General features: G+C 52.7%; 15 protein-coding genes and 1 rRNA gene. 8 read left to right on the forward strand and 8 right to left on the reverse strand.

Annotated features, from left to right (window positions below):
* Positions 1-4: 4 nt before the first annotated feature.
* The 4 genes from BITS_RS07805 (at position 5) to BITS_RS07820 (ending at position 6,986) form a co-directional block, all read left to right on the forward strand.
* Complete coding sequence (locus BITS_RS07805) at positions 5-913, forward strand: sugar ABC transporter permease (protein WP_081693568.1); 909 nt, start codon at positions 5-7, stop codon at positions 911-913.
* A 174-nt stretch (positions 914-1,087) separates the two neighbouring features.
* Complete coding sequence (pulA, locus tag BITS_RS07810) at positions 1,088-3,001, forward strand: type I pullulanase (RefSeq protein WP_034534165.1); 1,914 nt, start codon at positions 1,088-1,090, stop codon at positions 2,999-3,001.
* 453 nt (positions 3,002-3,454) lie between these two features.
* Positions 3,455-5,611, forward strand: coding sequence for a 4-alpha-glucanotransferase (gene malQ / locus BITS_RS07815; protein WP_026642461.1), 2,157 nt, complete (start codon positions 3,455-3,457; stop codon positions 5,609-5,611).
* A 361-nt stretch (positions 5,612-5,972) separates the two neighbouring features.
* Entirely contained in the window at positions 5,973-6,986 is a 1,014-nt protein-coding gene (locus BITS_RS07820; RefSeq protein ID WP_026642462.1) for a LacI family DNA-binding transcriptional regulator, read from the forward strand.
* Positions 6,987-7,121: 135 nt separating this feature from the next.
* Here BITS_RS07820 and BITS_RS07825 read toward each other — a convergent pair whose 3' ends face one another.
* Both BITS_RS07825 and BITS_RS07830 read right to left on the reverse strand, forming a co-directional pair.
* A complete protein-coding gene (locus BITS_RS07825; protein ID WP_026642463.1) occupies positions 7,122-7,751 on the reverse strand; it encodes a DUF624 domain-containing protein in 630 nt (209 codons plus the stop codon).
* A gap of 170 nt (positions 7,752-7,921) precedes the next feature.
* On the reverse strand, positions 7,922-8,170 hold the full coding sequence (locus tag BITS_RS07830; RefSeq protein WP_026642464.1) for a hypothetical protein: 249 nt from the start codon (positions 8,168-8,170) through the stop codon (positions 7,922-7,924).
* A 76-nt stretch (positions 8,171-8,246) separates the two neighbouring features.
* Between BITS_RS07830 and BITS_RS07835 the strand changes: the two genes are divergently transcribed.
* On the forward strand, positions 8,247-10,007 hold the full coding sequence (locus tag BITS_RS07835) for a glycoside hydrolase family 13 protein (protein WP_026642465.1): 1,761 nt from the start codon (positions 8,247-8,249) through the stop codon (positions 10,005-10,007).
* Between the two features lie 392 nt (positions 10,008-10,399).
* Here BITS_RS07835 and BITS_RS07840 read toward each other — a convergent pair whose 3' ends face one another.
* A complete protein-coding gene (locus BITS_RS07840; protein WP_026642467.1) occupies positions 10,400-11,236 on the reverse strand; it encodes a carbohydrate ABC transporter permease in 837 nt (278 codons plus the stop codon).
* Entirely contained in the window at positions 11,233-12,087 is an 855-nt protein-coding gene (locus BITS_RS07845) for a carbohydrate ABC transporter permease (protein ID WP_026642468.1), read from the reverse strand. Before BITS_RS07845 ends, BITS_RS07840 begins: the two co-directional genes overlap by 4 nt.
* A 363-nt stretch (positions 12,088-12,450) precedes the next feature.
* Here BITS_RS07845 and BITS_RS07850 point away from each other — a divergent pair, with 363 nt between their 5' ends.
* Positions 12,451-13,461, forward strand: a complete 1,011-nt coding sequence (locus BITS_RS07850; RefSeq protein ID WP_026642469.1) for a LacI family DNA-binding transcriptional regulator — start codon at positions 12,451-12,453, stop codon at positions 13,459-13,461.
* A 189-nt stretch (positions 13,462-13,650) separates the two neighbouring features.
* Here the strand turns inward: BITS_RS07850 and BITS_RS07855 are convergent, their stop codons facing one another.
* Together BITS_RS07855 and BITS_RS07860 are read right to left on the reverse strand one after the other, a co-directional pair.
* Positions 13,651-14,982 carry an ABC transporter substrate-binding protein gene (locus BITS_RS07855; RefSeq protein ID WP_026642470.1) on the reverse strand — a complete coding sequence of 444 codons (1,332 nt, stop codon included), beginning with the start codon at positions 14,980-14,982 and terminating at the stop codon, positions 13,651-13,653.
* Between the two features lie 421 nt (positions 14,983-15,403).
* Positions 15,404-16,102, reverse strand: coding sequence for a histidine phosphatase family protein (locus tag BITS_RS07860; protein WP_026642471.1), 699 nt, complete (start codon positions 16,100-16,102; stop codon positions 15,404-15,406).
* A 116-nt stretch (positions 16,103-16,218) separates the two neighbouring features.
* Between BITS_RS07860 and BITS_RS07865 the strand changes: the two genes are divergently transcribed.
* Complete coding sequence (locus tag BITS_RS07865; RefSeq protein WP_026642472.1) at positions 16,219-16,611, forward strand: DUF4235 domain-containing protein; 393 nt, start codon at positions 16,219-16,221, stop codon at positions 16,609-16,611.
* Positions 16,612-16,783: 172 nt separating this feature from the next.
* The gene (locus tag BITS_RS07870; protein ID WP_026642473.1) at positions 16,784-17,560 is read left to right on the forward strand and encodes a nitroreductase family protein; all 777 of its coding nucleotides are present in this window, start codon (positions 16,784-16,786) and stop codon (positions 17,558-17,560) included.
* Positions 17,561-17,922: 362 nt separating this feature from the next.
* Here the strand turns inward: BITS_RS07870 and BITS_RS09565 are convergent, their stop codons facing one another.
* On the reverse strand, positions 17,923-18,174 hold the full coding sequence (locus tag BITS_RS09565) for a hypothetical protein (protein ID WP_081693569.1): 252 nt from the start codon (positions 18,172-18,174) through the stop codon (positions 17,923-17,925).
* Positions 18,175-18,606: 432 nt separating this feature from the next.
* Positions 18,607-18,723, reverse strand: a 5S ribosomal RNA gene (gene rrf, locus BITS_RS07875).
* Positions 18,724-18,769 lie beyond the last annotated feature (46 nt).

Here is an 18,769-nt window from a genome sequence, read left to right on the forward strand (position 1 = left end):
TAATATGAACAACACTTCCGTGTCACAGCGTTCTGCTCAGAACGGTTCATTGCCTTTCTGGAAGAATCAGCATACCCGTCGCGTTATCGGCGATGTCGTATCACACATTTTCCTGGCAATCATGGCGGTAATCTGGCTGCTCCCCATCGTGTGGGTAGTGCTGGAAAGTTTCAATAAGAACACTGCGCCATATCAGGAGACCTTCTTCCCTCGCGAATACACCTTGGATAATTACATTCAGCTGTTCACCGAGCGCGATGTCATGAACTTCCCACGCATGTTCATGAACACGCTGATCGTCGCCATCTTCGTATGCCTGATCTCTCTGTTCTTCGTGCTTGCAGTGGCTTTCTGCATGTCGCGACTGCGCTTCCGTGGCCGCCGAACCTTCATGAACATCGCGCTGATCCTGGGCATGTTCCCCTCGATCATGGCCGTTATCGCCATCTACTTCATTTTGAAGGCATTCGGCCTGACCAGCGGTGCGCTGGTATTGGTCGCACTGATAGTGGTGTACTCGGCTGGCTCAGGCGCTGGATTCTATGTCATGAAGGGATATATGGACACGATCCCGAAGTCCTTGGATGAAGCTGCCTATTTGGATGGCTGCACCACATGGCAGGTGTTCACCATGATCATCATCCCCATCTGCAAGCCCATGATCGTGTATCAAGCAATCGTCGGCTTCCTGGCCCCTTGGTTGGACTTCGTCATGGCCAAGGTCATTGCCCGCACTCAAGACAACTTCACCGTTGCTCTGGGCCTGTGGCAGATGCTGCAAAAGGAATACATCAATCAGTGGTACGCCCGCTTCGCCGCCGGCGCTGTATGCGTTTCCATCCCGATTGCCATCCTGTTCATCATCATGCAGCGATACTACGAAGAGTCGATGTCCGGTTCGGTTAAGGGCTAATACCGACCACGCATCGCAGACAAGCACAGCCCGGCGCAACCGACTTCGGCCTTCGGACCAATCGGATGACCGGGCTGTATTGTTTCGGCCTTCGCAATCCACAACCAATCAACTTGCAATTAGGCTGAGGCGCTTTCTTTGGCGATCAGCCCGACTATCACAAAAGGAATTCCCATGGCTTCCACTTCACTTCACAACTCAATATGGCCTGTGTATCATGGCCATCTCGGCGCAGCCATCAATGGCAATTCCACAATATTTACCGCATGGTCACCGAATGCCATTGCCATAACACTGCGCCTTTTCGATACCGACGACCCTTACCAAGCTCCGTTGGAAAGCATCCCCATGACTCCAGTCGAAGATGGGGCATGGCAATATGCATATCCGAATAATCTCTCAGGCACTTTCTACGACTATCTTGTTGAATTCAAAGAAGGCACCGTCAACCGGACCAGCGACCCTTGGGCGATGGCTAGCGGCTCAAACGGCCTGCGCAGCATGGTGGTCAATCTGCGGGATACTGACCCTGAACATTGGCAGGAAGACCGTTCTCCTGAAATCCCTGACCATGAATGTGTTATTTGGGAGACACATATTGGAGATTTCAGCAACGATCCGCGCAGCGGTCATCCCGACGAGCACCGCGGCAAATACCTTGCCTTCACAGACGAGCACACAACGCTGGACGGTGTCCCCGGCGCTTTTCCAACCGGCATCGATTATCTCAAGCATCTTGGCGTCACCTATGTGCAGATTCTTCCGTTCTTCGATTACGGTTCTGTGGACGAAGACACCGGGACTCCCTATAACTGGGGCTACGATCCTGTCGCCTACGATGTGCCTGAGGGTTCGTATAGCACCAATCCTCACGATGGAGCCACACGCATTCGTGAATGCAAATCCATGATCGCCGCATTGCACCGTGCCGGCATGCGCGTGATTATGGATGTGGTCTACAACCACATGTATGTCTCCGACAACCCCTTTGAACGCATGGTCCCCGGATACTTCACTCGTCGCTACGAGGACGGCAGCCTTGTCAACGGATCCGGCTGCGGCAATGATATGGCCAGCGAACGCCTGATGTTCCGCCGCTTCATTGTGGAATCCCTTGTTCATTGGGCGCGGGAATATCACATAGATGGCTTCCGCTTCGACCTTATGGGGCTGATCGACGTCGAGACGATGAATGAAGCACGCCGCGCGCTTGACGAATTGCCCGGCGGCTCTTCGATCCTTATGTATGGAGAGCCCTGGTCAGCCGGTCCCACCCTCGTCGAAGGACATGCCGCTCTAGCCGATAAGCTGGGTCGCAATGGATTGGATAGCCGTATCGGTTGGTTCAGCGACGAATCTCGTGATGCCATCAAAGGAAGCGTCATGGATCACAGGCACCCAGGATTCGCCAACGGCAATGCCCACGAATTCGCATCATCGGTCACGAATGCGCTCAACGCCTGGAGAGGAACTCCGGCAGCAGGCGAGGATGTTGGCCAGATCATCCAATATGTCTCTGCGCACGATGACCTGACATTGTGGGATAAGCTATGCATCTCGATGCGTGAACGCCCCTCGGATGATGATTACGCCACACGAGGTGAGGTCTCGGACATCTTGGCAGCCAACGCCATCGCCGCAGGATTGGTGCTTTCCAGCGCAGGCAGACCGTTCTTCCTTTCCGGCGAGGAATTCGCGCGCACCAAATACGGCTGCGACAATTCCTTCAACCAGTCAGCACAATTGAATTGGCTGGATTGGTCGTTGGCAAAGCGCATGCATCATCTCACCGACTGGTATCGGACGATGATCGCAATCCGCAAATCGCATCAAGAGCTCTTTGACGGCGCTCGTTCCAGCGTGCCTTGCGACGCCGATATGATCGCAGTGCGCATAGGCAATCTTTTGGTCTGCGCCAACCCGAATCCCACCGCCAGGTCTGTGAGTGCACTCGAACGTGGCGAATGGACTATTCTGGCCGATTCCACAACGAATCTTGGGGACGCTTCACATGCATCGCTCACAGGCAATACCCTTCTTATGCCTGCTCGCAGTTTCGTTGTCTGCGAAGTGAGAGCGAAACAGTAACAACATGTTCGCCGGCTCGTGTGTTTCACGTGAAATCAGTGAGCCGGCGAGCAACTCTACGCATTTCATGCAGCCATCATCCGTCGAACGACAAAAGACTCCGTCCTTCAAGCACACAACACATAGGCACATATCATCAATTACACACAAGCCCTGGCTGGCGCGGCATAATTCGCAATAATTGCATTCAACCATGGACCGCCCAATGACGACTGCACCATCTGCACTTTTGAATCACTTGTATCATATTGACCTGCAAACGATTGTCATATTCTTCACTGTCTTATGCGATGCAATCATCATAATCATTGATAATTATCATCAGACACACATTGCAAACGATGTCAATACGCGTTAGAGTTGGAGAAGCACATGCGGTTTGCCTCTCCAAGGACGGCGCTGCACTCCGTATATCCCGTGAACACAACAAGCATCATCGACGAAGGAGCTCAGATGACCCCCATTCAGCAGCAGGAAAGCGCCGAGCGGCTTGCTCGCCCCCTCATCCGCCTCGCGCAAACAGCCGGCATTGCGACATCTTATATTGATCAACTAGGGACCTATGTGGAAATCCGTGACGAGGTTCTCGTCTCTGTACTTCATTCCCTTGGAATCAACGCCACCAATGACGAGGCGATCACCGATGCACTGGATGGCATCACACAGGAACGCAATACCCGCCTGCTGCCGCCGACCATCGTCAAATTCCAGGGCACGGACACGAGTATTCCTGTGAATACCGATGCCGCAGAAGTACAGATTTCCATAACCCTTGAAGGAGAAGAACAACCTGCGAGCATCAAGCTTGAACCGCATGTCGTCAACGACCAACTGGTGCTGAGCATCCCCGAAGATCTGCCCATCGGATATCACACCCTCACCGCACAAGATGGCGAGCGCACAGCACACGCAACGCTGATACTCGCCCCGGCCCGCATCGAACTGCCTGAGGCTCTTCAGGAGCGCCAACGTTGGGGATGGATGGCACAGATGTATTCGGTGCGTTCCCCTGAATCTTGGGGAGTTGGCGATTATGGCGATTTAAGACAGCTCATTTCCGACGCCGCAACCAAATCCGGCGCCGATTTCATGCTGATCAACCCGATTCATGCCACCGCTCCGATCAGCCCTCTGGAGCCGTCCCCGTATTTGCCCGAATCTCGTCGTTTCCTCAACGTCACCTATATCCGCCCGCAAGATATCGAGGAATATCAGTTACTTGATGCTGAAAGCCTCGCCAAGATCGAAGCACTGCACAACAGTGTGGCCGCCATGAATGATGACCCCAACCCAATGGATATCAATGCCGCTTGGGATGCCAAGCGCAAGGCCTTGTTCATGCTATTCCAGCAGCCTCGCTCTGCCTCCAGGCAGCTTGCCTTCGAAGCGTTCAAAGAGCAGGCCGGCCCTGATCTTGACTCCTTTGCCACCTGGTGCACCGCCTTCGAAGTGTGGGGAGCTCCTTGGGAAGCCGGGTCATGGTTCACCACTATGGACAGGACTTCTCCGCAGTTGGAAACGCTACGCCAAGACCATGCAGAACTATTCGAGTTCCAAAGGTGGCTTCAGTGGATTGCCGACGAGCAAGTATCCGAAGTGCAAAGCGCCGCTAAGACCAGCGGCATGGCATTGGGATTGATGCAGGATATGGCCGTGGGTGTGCATGCGCTGGGTGCGGATGTGTGGTGGAGTCCCGAACGATTTGCCGACGGCGTGACCGTCGGCGCACCGCCCGACTTCTACAATCAGCAAGGACAGGACTGGGGACAGCCTCCTTTCGACCCCAACTATTTGGAACGTACAGGATATGCCGTCTACCGCGATATGGTGCACAATATGTTCTCCCACGCAGGCGCGGTCCGCATCGACCATGTGCTCGGACTGTTCCGCCTGTGGTGGATCCCGCAAGGTGAAGGCGCTCAAGGCGGCGCATATGTGACCTACAACGTCGACGCCATGCTGGCGGTATTGTCCATCGAGGCCACGCGCGCAAATGGTGTGGTTATCGGCGAAGATTTGGGAACCGTACCAACCTATGTATCGAAGGTGCTTGCCTCGCACGGCATTCTGGGCACCGTGGTGGAATGGTTCTCTCGCGTCGACAACTCCCCTAATGCAGGAGATCCATATGCCGACCCAAGCACCTATCGCAAATATGCCTTGGCATCGGTGACCACGCATGATCTGCCGCCAACTGCCGGTTATCTCAATTTCGAACATGTGAAGTTGCGCGAGGAACTGCATCTGCTTACGGATTCCGTTGAAGCCTTCCAACAATCCGCCAAGGCCGAGCGCCAGGCCATGCTTGATCTGCTGGTTCAAGGCGGATGGCTGGATGCCGCGGCGGCGCAGGACGTTCCCGAAAATGAGCAAAGCATCGTGGAAGCCATGCACGCCATGCTGCTGAAATCCCCATCGGTATTGCTGCAAGCAGCGTTGGTGGATGGCGCTGGCGAGCATCGCACGCAGAATCAGCCCGGAACTTCGGATCAGTACCCGAATTGGAGAATCCCTTTGGCCGATGCACAAGGCAATGTGATTCATACACAGGATGTGTTCTCGCAAGAACGAGTGCTCTCGCTATCAGCCGTTATGCGAGGTGAGCGCTAACCGCCCCGCATGTTGCAGCAAGCGATTCGCTGAGCTTGCGAGGTGCAACAGCCATTCATAGTCAAGGCCCTGTGTATAGGAGCGGTGCCCATAGCGGCAGCAATCCTATACGCAGGGCCTTGAAGAATATCTCGATCCAACCAAGGCAATGACGCCAGGTACATTGCGCGATGATTCGGTCATTCAGGTCATTCAAAACAATGCGGCACCACATACCCCCCCCCTCACGCAATACGCGACAACATACAATCGACATCCGCATATGACGACGTATGCGAATATGTCATCATGAATTGCGTAAACCTATATTATGCTTGGAATTACAGATGATAACGTTGTCGTGACTCAAGGATTTCAGGGTATGATGAGAGCCAGCATTCAAGCGGTCGCAGCAGAAGCGGGAGTGTCAGTATCAACCGTTTCGCGCACCTTCACCAAACCCGACCTCGTGCTGCCGGAAACACGGGCCAAGGTCGAGGCAGCCGCCCGCAAACTCGATTTTCAGATCTCCCGCTCCGCAGCTGCTTTGAAATCCGGTCAAACCATGCGTGTGGCGCTGCTTTCAGGAGGCAATATTGCCTCATGGTTCAATGCGAATGTGTTCGCCGGTTTGGATTCGATTCTTCATCCGGCTGGATACGACATTGCAGTCTATGCCATGTCCACTGCCGAACAACGCCGCGACTTCTTCACCAGCCTCCCCGTGCGCCGCAATGTCGACGCGGTCATAGCATGTTCTTTCAATCTCGACCCCGACGAAGTGCGCCGTCTCAGCCATATGAAAGTACCCATCATCGGCGTGAACATCCCTTCGACCGAGGGCTTTGACGCGACCGTGAGCATTGACGACGAACAGGCCATGCACATGATTGCCGACCATCTGCGGTCATTGGGGCATCGTCATATTGCGTATGCAGGGACGGCCTCCGACCCCAGTAGCAATATGCGATTCAGCGCAGACGCACGACTGCAGGGTCTTATGTCAGCTTGCTCAGCTGAACCTGCCTTGCGACTTGATTCCATCATCATCGATGACGAGAATCCGGTGAATGCCGTAATGAATCGGCTTATCAGCACCAACACCGCCCCAACCGCTTTGTGTTGCCAAAGCGACGATCTTGCTTTGCCGCTGCTCTATCGTCTCAAGCAGTATGGCAGGGACGTACCGCAATCCCTGTCACTCGTTGGATTTGACGATATCCCGATGTCCCAGCAAGTCGGGTTGACCACAATACGGCAGAACCCTTATGGGCTTGGCGAATACGCCGCGCAACAGGTACTTTCCTGCATCTCAGGCACGATGAACGATGACGAGCGCCACAGCACATACCCAGTGCAACTTATGCTGCGCGAGACCACGATGCTGCTGAGGTAATCTTCGCGGTATTCCACAGGCCACCAAACGACAGGCAATCACCTCGACATACGAGAGAGCCGGACTGGGCTCTCCATTCAACCGCAGATCTTGAGACTCTGCTCGAAATATCCAATTGCCCATGCGACCTCGCCGCTATTGCTGTACGGAAGGCGTCATTTCTTCGGGCTGTGTATACGCTCTGAATACCCTCTCCAACAACGGGATATGCAGCATAATCACAGAACCGTATCCCATAATCAGCAGAAGCAGCACACCTTGGGGCATATATAGCCATGAGGCCACGATCAAGCCCAAAAACACGCCGTCAATGATCAGCATGGCCAGGGTGTATCCGATATGGGATATGCCGAAAATAAACGCATTGGCGATTGTGGACAGCCACGCATTTTCAAAACGGGCCTGCAAAGCCCATACCCATTCGAATGCGATGAGCCATAGAATGCTGAAAGCGAATTTCGGGATGAGCAACGGCGTGATCTGCAAAATGACCCACGCATACACCAGCCCCACGGCGAGTGGGCCGAAAATAAGCCAGGTCAGGGTGGATTTGCGGAAGTTGGATGCGAAAGCCTTGAAGAAGTTGGATGTCACATGGCCTTGGGCTGCGAGAGACCTGCGAGCAGCATCATGCGCCGCGGTCAGTGAAGCGCCTATGGTCACGATGGGGATGCTGGTCAGCACCATCAATATGTTGATCCATACCGCATCTGCGAAGGTGCTCAATCCTCGCATAAATGGCGAATCGGGTGACAGGAACTTCATGTCATTCCATTCTTCTAGACCTATGGCGTCATGCAGCCACGTGACCAATATAGCCTCATCCATCGTAATCAATACCACGCCTTGCTGCATGCAGCACCTCGATTCCAAGGCATGAGTCAGCGGATGCCCCCAAAATCGGAATCGGCATAGTTATGATGACGTCGCCCAGATCAATACGGCTTCATAACGATACGCACCACGACATATGCAAATGACATACGCAAATGACATACACGGTTGGCAATCCCACATAACCCCATTCCCATTTCCTGCGATTCATAGGCGAAACCAGCCAAGAGAGTACGTCCCACACCGTTACCGGGCACCACTATGCGCAGATAGCCAATATGACACATGATAACGTGGTCAAAATATACTGTAATTTCCTTGATATTCTCGATGATATCGTTGTCAGACATGATTTTATGCCGTACACTGAGACGTGATAACAAAGCAGTTCAAGGCAACGCAGCGATCAAGTCCTAAGGAGGCACGATGACCGCCAATAACGAGCGCAGCGACTGGTGGAAACAAGCCGTCGTTTATCAGATTTATCCACGAAGCTTCAAGGATGCCAACGGCGATGGATTGGGAGACATTGCCGGCATCACCTCAAAAATGGATTACCTGCAGAGTCTGGGCATTGACGCCATATGGCTCTCCCCCTTCTATCCTTCTGAACTGGCAGACGGCGGCTACGATGTGATCGATTACCGCAATGTCGACCCTCGTCTCGGAAGCATGGATGACTTTGACGCCATGGCCAAAGCCGCCCATGCAGCGGGCATGAAGGTAATCGTTGATATTGTCCCCAATCACACTTCCAATAAGCATGCCATGTTCCAAGAAGCATTGGAGGCCGGCCGCGGATCGGCAGCACGTGACCGTTATATCTTCCGCGAAGGCCGTGGAGACAACGGCGAACTGCCGCCAAATGACTGGGAATCGGTATTTGGCGGCCCGGCTTGGGAACGTGTTGAGGATGGCCAATGGTATCTGCATATCTTCACCAAGGAACAGCCGGATCTGAACTGGAAAAACCCCGATGTGCACGAAGAGTTCCTCACCACATTGCGCTTCTGGAGCGACCATGGCACCGACGGCTTCCGCATTGACGTGGCCCATGGACTGACCAAGGATCTCGACAGCATGCCCTTGGATGAGCTGGGCCGCCGCTACAGCATTCAGGAGCAGGGCTCCGTGGATGGCAAGCATCCGCTCTGGGATCGCACGGAAGTCCATGAGATTTATCGCGAGTGGCGCAAGGTATTCAATGAATACGATCCACCGCGATTCGCAGTGGGCGAAGCCTGGGTCGTTCCGGAACACCAGCATCTCTACGCTTCAACCGAAGAGTTGGGCCAGGTATTCAACTTCGAATTTGCCAAGGCCGACTGGAACGCCTCCTCGCTGCTTGCCGCCATCGAGGAAGGCCTGGATTCCGCAGCACATTCCGGAGGCTCCACCACCACTTGGGTTATGAGCAACCATGACGTGCCTCGCCATGCTTCGCGCTATGGCTTGCCGCAGATACCTGCGCGCGGACACCACCAGATAGCCCATGACTGGATATTGCGCAATGGCAATAGCTATTACGAAGATCGGACACTGGGCACCAAGCGCGCTCGTGCAGCGATCCTGCTTGAAACCGGCCTGCCCGGTTCCGTCTACGTCTACCAAGGTGAGGAACTGGGATTATTCGAGGTTGCCAATATTCCTTGGAACAAGCTCGAGGACCCTGCTGCGTTCTTCACCCGCGAAAATCTTGTCGAAAAGGGCCGAGATGGCTGCCGTGTGCCTCTTCCCTGGGATTCCGAAGATGTCCCTTCTCCAGCCGACTGGGATGAGTCGTTTGGACAGGGTGCTTCTTTCGGATTCTCCCCCTCGACCAAGGAAGACGGCTCCCCTGCCGACGATCCGCATCTGCCGCAACCACTGTGGTACGCAGATCTCGCGGTCAACCGCGAAGAGGCGGACTCGGGCTCGATGCTGCACTTGTATCGCGAGGCACTCGAGTCAAGGTCAAGGCTGCTCACTTCAACCGGAAATACCGACTGCGAAGTCTCTCAGCCCACTGACGACGTTATCGCGTACACACGCACATCATCGGATGAATCAGGGCGTCGTTTCGCAAGCTTCACCAACTTTGGCACCACTGACTTTGCTCTGCCAGAAGGCGAGATTGTGCTGTCGTCTCAGCCGATATCAGGGAGCTCGCTCCCGCAAGATACCACGGTGTGGATGTTGCTGAAATAGTACGAATTACCCTTTACGGATTCGTCAGTTGCGGGGATATGCCTTAACTCGGGCATATCCCCGCAACTGTTTATTGGCACTCATGTATATCTTTTCGGCTTCGCCACTCGTAAACGCAACATTCAATAGACCCAGACAACGAATTCTCAGAATCACATTCAGTTCCCTAAGCCGTAATTAGATACTCACGCTCTCGCTTCCCAGCCAACCGTGATCACCCATTGAGACCTACCGGCGCACTCATTCGGCGGCGATAACCCATTGAGGCATACCGGCTCGCTCACCCAGCGGCGATCACTCATTAAAGCGTTCCAGCACACCTAGCCATTACGACCAAAAAGAAAGCGGCCCCCGAGAGGACCGCTGTTGTCAAAGGAGTAGGAATAGAAGAATTAACCCTTTACCGCGCCTGCCATCACCCCCTTGATAATGTACTTCTGGCAGAGAAGATAGAAGACGATAATCGGCACGATGGCGAGCACGAGGCATCCCATCATGGCACCCATATCCACTGAACCGTATCCACCTTTCAGGCTCTGCACTGCGATGGAGATGGTGGTGTACTTATTGAGATTCAAGGTCAACGATGGCAGCAGATAGTCGTTCCAGATCCACATGGTCTGCAAAATCGCCACCGAAATCAGCGAGGGACGCATAATCGGCATGATGATCTGGAAGAATATGCGAGGAACACTCGCACCATCAAGCATTGCCGACTCTTCCAACTCCTGAGGGATGCCTTTGACCACACCGGTAAAGATGAATACCGCAAGGCCTGCGCCGAAGCCCAAGTACACGATCCACAATCCCCAAGGGGTGTTCAAACCGAGCATGTCAGCAAGCTTGGAAAGTGTGAACATGACCATCTGGAATGGAACGATCATATTAAACAAGAAGAGGATGTACAGCAGCTTGGCCGCCCAATTATTCACTCGGACAATCCACCACGCACACATCGAAGTGCACAGCAGAATCAGAGCCACCGCGCCGACGGTTACCACGACCGTCCAGCCAAAGCTGGAGATAAAGTCGGTGGATTCAATGCCGCGCTTGTAATTCTCCAATCCGACGAAGGCCTTGCCTGTGGGGATGGAAAAGGCATTGCGCGAGATGTATGCCTTCTGCTTAAAAGAGTTAATGAGCACCAGCACAATCGGGAAAATCCATGCCAGCGCAATAACCGTGAATAGCGTGGTCCACAGTACGGGATGCTTGACTTTCTCGTTCATGCTGCCACCTCCTTGCTTGTGGTCAGACGGTTTTGAATCAATGCGATTGCAGCCACGACGATGAAGAACACCACTGCCTTCGCCTGGCCGACGCCCTCGTAACCAACACGTCCATAGAATGTGCGGAAGATGTTCAACGCGAGCATTTCCGATTTGTTCGAAGGCATGCCGTTGGTAAGCGCGAGGTTCTGGTCGAAGAGCTTGAAACCGTTGGTCACCGTCAAGAAGCTGCACACGGTTATCGATGGCATCATCAGTGGAATAATCACCTTGAACATGGTCTGCGTTCCGTTCGCGCCATCTACTGCAGCGGCTTCGATAACATCACCGGGAAGGCTTTGCAGCCCTGCGATATAGATAATCATCATGTAGCCGATTTGCTGCCAGCACACCAAAATGACCAATCCCCAGAAGCCATACACAGGAGAAGTGGTGATCGAGGTCTTGAAATATGCCAGAACTCCATTGAGCAGAAGCACCCAGATATAGCCCAGGATAATGCCGCCGATAAGATTCGGCATGAAGAACACCGAACGGAATATCGTCGACCCCTTGATGGCCTTGGTCAGTAAATACGCAATGGCAAAAGCCACCACATTGATCACCACGGTCGTCACCACGGTGAACGCCGCAGTGAAGCCCAGTGCACGCAAAAACTCCGGATCATTCAATGCACGCTGGTAGTTTTTCAATCCGATAAATTTGGCATCGGTTACCGTAGTGAATTTGCAGAAACTCAAGTACACGCCCATGAAGAACGGCACCAAAAACCCTATTATGAAGGCCGCGAAAGTCGGCAACGCAAATAATGCCCACCACTTTCGTATGGCCTTGCCTGTCATTGCAATCATGCGTTCACTTCCTCCTCATCGAGTCCGCCGCATTCTTATATGCGCAAAGCAACCCATCTGCTTCTGGCAGCCTTGCCGTAGTTTCGGACGAATATCTTTACGGTATCACCATTGACGCACTCATGTCAAACGTTGTCATTTTATCGGTGTTTCATTTCATTTATCACCATGCATTACATCCTCTCAATACCCTCTTAACACTTGTAATTATTAGCATTACGATGTTATATAATAGCTTTGCAAACGTTTGTTTTTCCATATGGTGAAGTCATAGTTGTTGCAGTGAAGCATGAAACTGTGTCACACCATTCGTCGTGGATGACGCGATACCATCGCTACAGGAACGTGTATTAAGGAGCTTTGATGGCAGCAAATATTCAAGATGTCGCACGCGAAGCAAAGGTGTCCGTATCGACGGTTTCCAGATCATTCACCCGTCCGGACCTCGTGTCTGCAGCCACAAGAGAAAAGGTGCTGCGCATAGCGGATGAGCTGAACTTCTCCATTTCAAGATCGGCGGCAGCTCTGAAATCAGGACGCGCAATGCGTATCGCTCTGCTGATGAGCGACCATATTCGTCTGTGGTTCAACGCATCGGTTATCGAAGGATTGAACCAGGTATTTCATCCTCAGGGATATGACCTGTCAATTTTCCAGATTTCCAGCATCGAAGAGCGGCGGGAATTCTTCGAGATGTTGCCCATCCGTCGCAATGCCGACGCGGTAATCGTCTCCTCTTTTGATGTTGACGCTCAGGAAATCGCCCAGCTGGCCACCATAGGGGTGCCGATTATCGGTATCAACTGCGTGAACCCTCAAGAATGCGGATTCACCGCAGCCGTCAACATCGATGACGAACAGGGTTCGCAGCTCACCGCACGGCATCTCATTGCCTTGGGCCATCGCGATATCGTGTATATCCGCACAGAACGCGCGGTCTCGCTGCACTTCAGCGTGCAACAGCGTTATGAGTCATTCGTAGCCTCTTGTCAGGAAGCTGGGATTGATCCTTCGATTATCATCGCCCCAGAAGGTCCGAATCGCATCAGCATGATTATCACTGAATTGCTCAGCAGGCCTACCATGCCAACCGCAATAGCCTGCCAAGAGGACGGTATCGCCATCCCGCTTATTTTCCAGCTGGAACGCAGCGGATACAGTATGCCCGGCGATATCTCCGTGCTGGGCTACGACGACAGCTTCTACGCACATGATGTCGGGCTGACCACCGTTCGTCAGGATCCAATCGATATGGCTACGATCGCGGCGCGACAGACCTTGGCTCTTATCTCGGGAGAGAAGCTCGAACGGCTATTCGAAATGGTACCTGCGCAGCTCGTTGTGCGATCCACAACGGCACGACTGACTAAATAGGGTCTGAAAAGCCTTTCCGGATAGGCCGCGATCAACTTTCAGAGGGGCGCCGGAAACCTATCAAGCAATGCAAAGCCTTCCCGTTCAATACCGTCGTCATCGGAAGTTTTACCCCACGAAAAAACGGGTGGCATGTCCATGCAGGACTCGCCACCCGTTTCGATACTTGGTAGGGTATGGGACGTTCAATCAGCCTTCGTGAGCTGCCTGGTATTCAGTCGCCCAGTTGTCGACGAATGCAGTCTTCACGGCATCCCAGTCGCCTGTGCCCTGAGCATATTCCAGCAAAGCTGAGCCCAACTGGTTCTTCCATTCCTCAGAAGGCATCATGGTGAAGTTCCAGGAGACCTGGGTCTTTCCGGACTTCTGGTCCTCGACAGCAGCCTGCACCAGAGGATTGTCAGAGGTGACGTCATCGAAGCTCTTGAACGGAGTGGTGAAGCCCATATCGGAGGACAGCGACTTCTTGCCGGCATCCGAGGTGATAACCCACTTCAGGAAGTCCTTGGTGGCCTTCTGATCAGCTTCAGAAGCCTTCTCATTGACGCACCAGTAGTTCTCAGAACCAGTTGCCAGACCTTCGTTGGAGTCATCCGCACCGAAGTAGATCGGCATCATGCCGATGGAATCGGCGCTCATGCCAGCCTTCTGCAAATCGCTCCAGGCCCAGGTACCGTTCTGATAGAACACCGCTTCGCCAAGGGCAAATTCAGAGTTCGCATCATCACCGGTCTTGGAGCTGAGTTGCGTCGGTTCAGTGGTTGAATCCTTCAAATACAGATCGAAGATGTTCTTGTATTCCGGCAGATAAGTGCCCTTGATAGTCGTCGGCTGTTCAGTCACATCGTCCGCCTTGAACTCGTAATACAGCGGAAGGTTCGCGAGGTGGGTTTTGAAACGCCAATCGGAGCTGGAATCGAAACCTGCCGAAGTGAATGCACCCTGGACACCCAGCTCATCCTTACGAGCCTGGATATCGTCGGCAACTTCCTTCAACTTGTCATAGGAATTCAAATCATCGAGAGAGGAGATCTTCGCACCAGACAACTCAGTGTACTTGGTAAGCAGATCCTTGTTGTAAATCAAGCCGTAGGTCTCCATGGCGTATGGGACACCCACAACCTTATCGCCATCCTTAAGGGCGATATCCTGGTTCTGGAGCTGAGCATACGGCTCGGTATCGCTCATATCAGCCGTATAGTCCTTCCAATTGGCATAACCAACAGGTCCGTTGACCTGGAACAGCGTCGGGGCCTCGCTCTTGGCCATCTCGCTCTTCAGCGTCTGCTCATAGGTGCCGGAGGCCGCCGTCTGCACGGTGACTTCCACACCGGTTTCCTTGGTGTACGCTTCTGCCAAATCTTTCCACTGATCTGCTGCTTCAGGCTTGAAGTTCAGATAGTAGACCTTGCCCTTGCCATCATCGGACGCACTGGAACCACCGCAAGCAGCGAGCGCACCCAAAGACATTGCTGAGACGGCAATCAATGCCACTGCAGACTTAACCGTACGATTCATCATCGAACCTTTCTCTTCTGTCGTTCCATCCAACTCACCGTTGGGGCCGGTGCACCGTAGCACCTCAATGATTCCGACGCAGACCATTATGCACTACTTTGATGCGTTTTGCAAACGATGTCACTTTCAGCGTTTCATAATTTGCATTATTTGCAATGCATATTCAATAAACCCTTGAATATCGGGGATATAAATATTATTTTCCCTATGAAAGCGTTTGCTATTCTATGCTGTTATATACAAGGATGTAATTGTTCTCCTGCAAAGAATGACAACTCACTCGCCATGAGGCGTATACATAGGTCACCGTAGCCAATCACTTCATGCCGACAATGACGCGATTGAGTCACAATGCAAAACCGCGGCACCTCAATGGCAAATCGTTGCCAGAAGAACCGCGGTCCAGTATTCGTATCGTTCTATTTCATGCGTTCCAGTGTTCAATAACGCGATCACCCTTGTATTGGCTGAGTACGCAATAATGCGCTGTGTCAAGACGGAGCAATCTTGCAAATTGCGGCTCAACGCCGAGCCATTGTGAGGTCAGTATGCGCAGAATATGAGCATGCGCTACAAAGAGCACATCCTGTCCGGATTGCAGCAAAGGCATAACCATGGCTATGGCTTGCTGAGTCCTTTGCGCCGCTTCCTCCAGACTCTCTCCAGGGCCGTTATGAACAGGAACCTGCTCCCCTGAAGGCATCTGCGCAATCCAATCGCCTTCAAGTTCCGCCGGCAAGGATTGCGGACCATCTCGCCACACATCCCAAGTGGAACCGAACTGGCGTGACAGTTCCTGACGGGTGCGACCTTCGGCACGGCCATAATCCCATTCCATTATGGAATCCAAGGTCTGATTGCCGCCGAATCCAGCCAATTCCGCAGTTTGACGTGCACGCAGCAGCGGGCTGGAGAAAATGCATGATTCCTCAAAGCCCTTGGGAAAAGCCGCACGGAGCCGTTCCCCAGCATCTCGAGCTTGTCGCCTCCCCACTTCGGTCAAGGGGATATTGGTACGTCCTGTATGCTGTCCGGATTCACTCCACACGGTTTGTCCATGTCGGAGAACGACCAGACGTCCGGGTGCTTGGGCTTCGTTGCCTGCATTACTCGTAATCGTCATGCCCTCTACTCTAATACCTCGTTTGCCTCGCCGCCATGAGCAACGCGCATCGTGAATGCAATCGAATTCTTTCCTTCACTCAGCTTAGGGGCATATGCTCAACTACACTGGTGTTTATGAGTGACGAAGCCGATATCCAAACAGGCAGCGAATCCTCGTCGTCTGATCGCGCAGTGGCATGGCTGCACAATATCGATGAAAAGGTGAATGCGATGCGTGAAGAACGGGAACAGGACCCAGATTCCATGGTCGATAAGCTTATTAAGTTTGCGATTCCCACAGTCGCATCCATGGTGGCAGGAAAACTCCTGCAAACAGTTTGGAATAAGGGGCTCGACAGCAGACGCAGCAGCACTGGAAATGAAGAATTTGGAAACGGAATCATGATGGCTGCAGCCTTTGCAGCGATTTCCGCAGCTGTCAGCACTATTGTGACGCAGCTTTCCAATCGTGGATCGCAAGCCTTTGTTACACGCAAGCAGCAACGGCATAATAGGAAATCTCAGTAGACTCCAAGACTCTTCGTCGTAATTCCTGGTATCTCACCTTCATCACAAGGTGGATCCGTATGAGCCGGAATGTCGATCCACACGTATGTACTGGATAGTTCCAATTGAAAGCATTACGCCAATAGTTGGATTGACTGTGCATGGATAATAGTGCTGTGCACATAATTGGTTCATGCCACAAATACGTCATAATGAAACCATAGATACGCTGTTGCAACGTCGTTCGATTCGAGCATTTGCTGATGAACGAATCGACGAAGATACTATTTTCAGTCTCGAAACCGCTGCTCAGCACGCCGCATCAAGCCAATTCCTCAATGACTGGTCAGCTATTCGCATAGAAGACCCCGATATCAAACAAGCACTTGCACAGATCGGCAAGCAACCATATATCGCTCAGGCACCGCTACTGTATGTCTTTGTTCTGGATGAGCATCGCAACGCCGCGATCGCACAACAACAGGATATTGATGTCAATTCAGATGAATTCACACTCAACAGCAGTTATCGCTTCTCGCAAGCTCAAAATGACGGCGCATTCGCACTGCATGCAATGGAAACCGCGGCAAACTCGCTTGGATTGGGTTGCGTCATCCTCGGTTCGATTCTCAATGACATCGACCGCGTTATCGACTTGCTGGGGCTGCCTCAATACACATATCCGCTGCTCGGGCTGGCCATTGGCAAACCGGCACAAAATCCCGCTGAAAAGCCTCGTATGCCGCGTTCGATGCAGTTCTTCGTCAACCAGTATCCGCAACACGATGAAGAGCTTCTCGAGGGCCTTCAGGAATTCGACGAGCAGGTTCACCAGTATTACGATCTGCGTAACACAGCACGACCTGTGGATGCGTTTAGTGCGCAAATCGCCAAGGCTTCAACTGACAAGGAAGTTTTGGTACGCAATTTCAGCCATGCACAGCGTCAGGGTTTTGAGTTGGACAAGTAATTTGCTCTGCAACTAACGTAAACGGCATGGCGCTTATTGCTGTGCTTTGACTGTTGCATACGAAGAATATGGTGACATCATCATATGTGATGTCACCATATTCTTCTTGAGGAGTTTTGTCTAAGATTCCATTTCAATAGTGCCTGCGAATAGGCAATATTGCTCGCCTTTATAAATCACAATCCTCGAGGTATATGCATGCCATATTTTCTCATTCCATCATTATCAATATTCGCTAACCGACAGTGTCAGTCCATTGTTGAAGACAGACCAATCAAAAGCTTCAGTTAATACAACCCTCTATCACTAGACTGCATAGCGTAATTGATAATGACGTATTTGTATACAATCTCGAGTGAGTGCTACCGCTGACGTGGTTTATACCCACGCTTACGAGATCGTGGCTTATGCAATCGGGACAGCTTTGTCCGAGCAACAGCTTCTTGAGGATCATGGTGGGTCAGATGCCATGTGCCACAGAATTCGCACTGGTAAGTCCATAATTCCGTCCCGTTCTCGCAGAAAATCTTATCTGCCGCAATACGTGCCTGGACGCGGTCATGATACATGACCTTGTTCGTTGGCTGACAACGTTTTGGAATGAAATAGTGCATAACTTCTTGTGGTTCGAATTTGGCTGAACTGCCTAACCATACTATGCGAAGAATTCTTGATTTCAATCTCATTTCCCAGTGAGCTCACTCAATTTTCATAATGAGCGGGTCGGGGTTTGGTGTCATGGTGTTCCGCAACCACCGTTATCGTTCCTATTGTCGCAGTTCACGACTCCGATGTAGGTTGCGATTCCCTCACGCTCGCTCCCTCGTGGGAGGCTCTCTTGTTACATGTGGCATTTTGCTCTGCGCATGCGTGTCCACCCGTTGCTCGGTGTGGTTTTCGAGTGAGTTGCTGTGGGCCTGCGGTGCGGTCGCTTCCATGCCTGCCTGGGTGTGGTGAAGCCCCGTCGCGTACCGTATGGTATCCGGGTATGCGAAAAGGGACCTCCGGTGGCTGTTGTGCCGTCGGGGGTCCCTTTGTGAAGTGTGATGCGGCGGTGTGCTACTCTCCCACACGCTCTCGCGTGCAGTACCATCGCCGTGCCAGGCCTTAGCTTCCGGGTTCGGAATGGTTCCGGGCGTCTTTCCTGGGCCATGGCCGCCGCAAATCTTATGTTATCCCGGCCGGAGGATCGAACCCTTCCCAGCGGGG

This window comes from Bifidobacterium tsurumiense (genome assembly GCF_000741765.1).
Taxonomy (GTDB): Bacteria; Actinomycetota; Actinomycetes; order Actinomycetales; family Bifidobacteriaceae; genus Bifidobacterium; species Bifidobacterium tsurumiense.

What these genes read in the sequence shown, in the direction of transcription:
- BITS_RS07805 (WP_081693568.1), top strand. Translation starts at nt 5, where the DNA reads ATGAACAACACTTCCGTGTCACAGCGTTCTGCTCAGAACGGTTCATTG.
- pulA (WP_034534165.1), top strand. Translation starts at nt 1,088, where the DNA reads ATGGCTTCCACTTCACTTCACAACTCAATATGGCCTGTGTATCATGGC.
- malQ (WP_026642461.1), top strand. Translation starts at nt 3,455, where the DNA reads ATGACCCCCATTCAGCAGCAGGAAAGCGCCGAGCGGCTTGCTCGCCCC.
- BITS_RS07820 (WP_026642462.1), top strand. Translation starts at nt 5,973, where the DNA reads ATGATGAGAGCCAGCATTCAAGCGGTCGCAGCAGAAGCGGGAGTGTCA.
- BITS_RS07825 (WP_026642463.1), bottom strand. Translation starts at nt 7,751, where the DNA reads ATGAAGTTCCTGTCACCCGATTCGCCATTTATGCGAGGATTGAGCACC.
- BITS_RS07830 (WP_026642464.1), bottom strand. Translation starts at nt 8,170, where the DNA reads ATGTCTGACAACGATATCATCGAGAATATCAAGGAAATTACAGTATAT.
- BITS_RS07835 (WP_026642465.1), top strand. Translation starts at nt 8,247, where the DNA reads ATGACCGCCAATAACGAGCGCAGCGACTGGTGGAAACAAGCCGTCGTT.
- BITS_RS07840 (WP_026642467.1), bottom strand. Translation starts at nt 11,236, where the DNA reads ATGAACGAGAAAGTCAAGCATCCCGTACTGTGGACCACGCTATTCACG.
- BITS_RS07845 (WP_026642468.1), bottom strand. Translation starts at nt 12,087, where the DNA reads ATGATTGCAATGACAGGCAAGGCCATACGAAAGTGGTGGGCATTATTT.
- BITS_RS07850 (WP_026642469.1), top strand. Translation starts at nt 12,451, where the DNA reads ATGGCAGCAAATATTCAAGATGTCGCACGCGAAGCAAAGGTGTCCGTA.
- BITS_RS07855 (WP_026642470.1), bottom strand. Translation starts at nt 14,982, where the DNA reads ATGATGAATCGTACGGTTAAGTCTGCAGTGGCATTGATTGCCGTCTCA.
- BITS_RS07860 (WP_026642471.1), bottom strand. Translation starts at nt 16,102, where the DNA reads ATGACGATTACGAGTAATGCAGGCAACGAAGCCCAAGCACCCGGACGT.
- BITS_RS07865 (WP_026642472.1), top strand. Translation starts at nt 16,219, where the DNA reads ATGAGTGACGAAGCCGATATCCAAACAGGCAGCGAATCCTCGTCGTCT.
- BITS_RS07870 (WP_026642473.1), top strand. Translation starts at nt 16,784, where the DNA reads ATGCCACAAATACGTCATAATGAAACCATAGATACGCTGTTGCAACGT.
- BITS_RS09565 (WP_081693569.1), bottom strand. Translation starts at nt 18,174, where the DNA reads ATGCACTATTTCATTCCAAAACGTTGTCAGCCAACGAACAAGGTCATG.